At 63.1% G+C, this 3087-nt stretch carries 5 protein-coding genes; 2 read left to right on the top strand and 3 right to left on the bottom strand.

Going from position 1 to position 3087, the window contains the following annotated elements:
* Both EOA28_RS30685 and trpS read right to left on the bottom strand, forming a co-directional pair.
* Positions 1–391 (bottom strand): universal stress protein (locus tag EOA28_RS30685; protein ID WP_148670954.1); only part of this gene is annotated, 391 nt, incomplete at its 3' end.
* A gap of 155 nt (positions 392–546) precedes the next feature.
* On the bottom strand, positions 547–1614 hold the full coding sequence (trpS, locus tag EOA28_RS30680) for a tryptophan--tRNA ligase (protein WP_127249397.1): 1068 nt from the start codon (positions 1612–1614) through the stop codon (positions 547–549).
* Positions 1615–1846: 232 nt separating this feature from the next.
* Between trpS and EOA28_RS30675 the strand changes: the two genes are divergently transcribed.
* The gene (locus EOA28_RS30675) at positions 1847–2092 is read left to right on the top strand and encodes a PSK operon transcription factor (RefSeq protein WP_042645823.1); all 246 of its coding nucleotides are present in this window, start codon (positions 1847–1849) and stop codon (positions 2090–2092) included.
* Positions 2092–2496 (top strand): type II toxin-antitoxin system VapC family toxin, encoded by a 405-nt coding sequence (locus EOA28_RS30670; RefSeq protein ID WP_127249398.1) that lies wholly within the window; start codon positions 2092–2094, stop codon positions 2494–2496. Before EOA28_RS30675 ends, EOA28_RS30670 begins: the two co-directional genes overlap by 1 nt.
* Here EOA28_RS30670 and EOA28_RS30665 read toward each other — a convergent pair.
* Positions 2471–3087: lipid II flippase MurJ (locus EOA28_RS30665; RefSeq protein ID WP_189342261.1), on the bottom strand; the 617-nt coding region annotated here is incomplete at its 5' end. The genes EOA28_RS30670 and EOA28_RS30665 overlap by 26 nt on opposite strands.

The following is a 3087-nucleotide window of genomic DNA, read 5'->3' as shown; positions in this document are numbered from 1 at the left end:
GTCCCGGACCTTCCTTGCCGGCGCCGGCGGCCAGCACTAGAATGGCAATGTCCTGGTCGTCCTCGATCAGCTTGTGGATCTCGTCGGTTGGCTTGCCCTCGCGCACCACCAGTTCCGGCTCGATGCCGACGCTCTGGCGTACCTTGTTGGCGTGGCCGTCGAGGGCTCCGCGCGCCGTCGCGTTTGCTTCCTCGCGCATGATCTTTTCCACGCCCAGCCAGTGCTGGAAGTCGTCAGGCTCGATGACATAGAGCAGCACCAGCACGCCGTTGGTGTGCTGCGCCCGCTTCGAGGCGTAGGCGACCGCGCGCTCGCATTCGGGCGTGTCGTCGATGATCGCCAGGAATTTGCGGCGATGGCCGGCTTCGCGGCTGAGGCGTTTGGAGACCATGTCTATCTGCTCGGTATCAATTCGGCCGCAATCTGCCACCGCCGCGAACCGGCGGCAAGCCACCGGCCGGCGTGGCGATGGTCCTGGAGCAATTCCAGGAAAAGTGTGAAGCGGTTTCCCGTCCGGAATTGCGTCGAAACAATTAGACCGGTCGGTCAGTCCTGCAGCAGGCCGATAATGTCGCGCACCGTCTTCATCGTGCCCTCGGCGATGGCGCGGGCCCGGTCGCCGCCGTCCTTGAGCACGGCGTCGACATAGGCGCGGTCGCCCTGGATGCGGCGCATCTCCGAAGCGATCGGCGCCAGCTTCTCGACCGCAAGGTCGGCCAGCGCCGGCTTGAACACGGAAAACTGTTGGCCGCCATATTCCTTCAGCACGTCTTCCTTCGAGATCTCGGCCAGGCCCGCATAGATGCCGACGAGGTTCTCCGCTTCGGGCCGGCTTTCCAGCCCGTCGACCTCGCTCGGCAAGGCCTCCGGATCGGTCTTGGCCTTGCGGATCTTCTTCGAGATGGTGTCGGAATCGTCGGTCAGGTTGATGCGCGACAGGTCGGACGGGTCCGACTTCGACATCTTTTTGGAACCGTCGCGCAGGCTCATGATGCGCGCCGCCGGACCGCCGATGACCGGTTCGGTGATCGGGAAATAGCCGTTCACGGTCTCCTCGCCGACCTGCATTTCGACGCCGACGCCGAGCGCCGCGATCTTCTCGGAGAAGTCGTTGTTGAACTTCTGCGCGATGTCGCGAGTGAGCTCCAGATGCTGCTTCTGGTCCTCGCCCACCGGCACATGGGTGGCGCGGTAGAGCAGGATGTCGGCGGCCATCAGGCTGGGATAGGCGAGCAAGCCGAGAGAGGCATTCTCGCGGTCCTTGCCGGCCTTGTCCTTGAACTGCGTCATCCGGTACATCCAGCCTATGCGCGCCACGCAGTTGAAGATCCAGGCAAGCTCGGCGTGTTGCATGACCCGCGACTGGTTGAAGACGATGTGCTTCTTCGGGTCGATGCCGGAGGCCAGGAACGCAGCGGTGATCGAGCGGGTCTGGTCGCCGAGGTCATGATGGACGAGCTGCGCCGTCAGCGAATGCAGGTCGACGACGCAATAGATGCAGTCGGACTGTTCCTGAAGGGCGACGAATTTCTTGATGGCACCGAGATAGTTGCCGAGATGCAGATTGCCGGTCGGCTGGACGCCCGAAAAGACGAGTGGCTTGAAGGGGGACATGAGTTCCTCATGGCTTGTGGAGGGCCGTTTCGCGCGCGGCGAAAGTCTTTCGACGGGCGCGCTTATGGCCGAAGGGGACAGCGGGATCAAGAGGCTGCCGGCTCAGCGCCTACAATCTTCCTATCTTGGGATTTGATCTGGCTCCCGTATCTCCCGTTCCGGGGTCCGCCATTGATGTATCTCGCATAGTTTGCTACATTGTGTTAGCTACATAGAGAAATGTAGGATAGCGATGACCATCAATATCAACAATAAGGAAGCGGACAGCCTGACTCGCACCTTGGCGAGGATCGAGGGTGTCGGCATCACCGAGGCCATCGTGATCGCCATGCGCGAAGCCTTGGAGCGTCGCCGCAATCGTGAGACGCCGTTGGAGACGGCTGCTCGGCTCAGGGCCGAATTTGGAATTGAGTTGAGCGAGCAGGCGCGCAAGCCGCTGCCTCGTTCGGTCTACGATGAATTGTCTGGCGACGACTGATGTTTGTCGACGCTGCAGCCATCGTCGCGATGCTAAGCAACGAGGTCGAAGCCGAGCGCTGCGCGCGAGCGGTCACGGAAGCGTCGGCACCGCTCACTTCCGCCATCGCCGTGTGGGAGGCGGCGATGGCGCTAGCGCGACCGGAAAAGCTAGCCATACCGGTCGTCAGAAGTGCGGAGATTGTGGGCCGCTTTCTGGAAGAGCGGGCAATTGCGTTGCGCGAGCTTCCGCCCGCACCCGAGGCAGCGTCGCTATCTATCGAGGCCGCGTCGCGGTTTCGCAGCAACGCCATGCGCCTGAACATGGCGGATTGTTTCCACTACGCTTGCGCCCACTACTACGCAGTTCCGATGCTTTCCACCGCCGACGAATTCAGGCTCACTGATCTGGAGACTGTTTCGTGACTGGCGGCGCAGATTTTGCCTCGCCCCGCTTCACGTTCCTGCGGATCATGCCGAATTCGGCGCCGCCGGTGCCGAAGGCGGCGATGAAATAGAGCGCCGCACCCCCGCCGACCAGCGCGAACAGCGTCGTCGCCTTCACCACCAGGGGCGAGCCGGGCCCTAGCCTTGCGGCGAAGTAGTGCTCGGCGAAGTAAAGCGCGGTCGCCATGATCACCGCCGACAGCACCAGCCTTGGAATGCGCTTCAAGAGCGGGATGTCGCGGCCCCAATGACCGCGGCGGATCAGCATGGCGAGCAGCATCAGCGCGTTGACCCAGCCCGCGACGGCCGAGGCCACCGCTATGCCCGGCGCCCCCATGGACGGGAATAGGGTGAGCGCCGTGGCGACGTTCACGCCGACCGAAATGGCTGCGAAGATCATCGGCGTGCGCGTGTCCTCGCGCGCGAAATAGCCCGGCGTGAAAGCCTTGATCAGCACGAAGGCGGGCAGGCCTAGGCCGAAGATCGCCAGGATCGAGGCGACGATCGGCGTCGAATCGTTGGCGGCGAAAGCGCCGCGCTCATAGACCAGCCGCACGATCGGTTCCGACA

Source organism: Mesorhizobium sp. M2A.F.Ca.ET.067.02.1.1 (assembly GCF_004023285.1).
GTDB lineage: Bacteria > Pseudomonadota > Alphaproteobacteria > Rhizobiales > Rhizobiaceae > Mesorhizobium.
The sequence above is the reverse complement of the archived record's forward strand: the minus strand, read 5'-3'. Positions and strand labels throughout refer to the sequence as shown.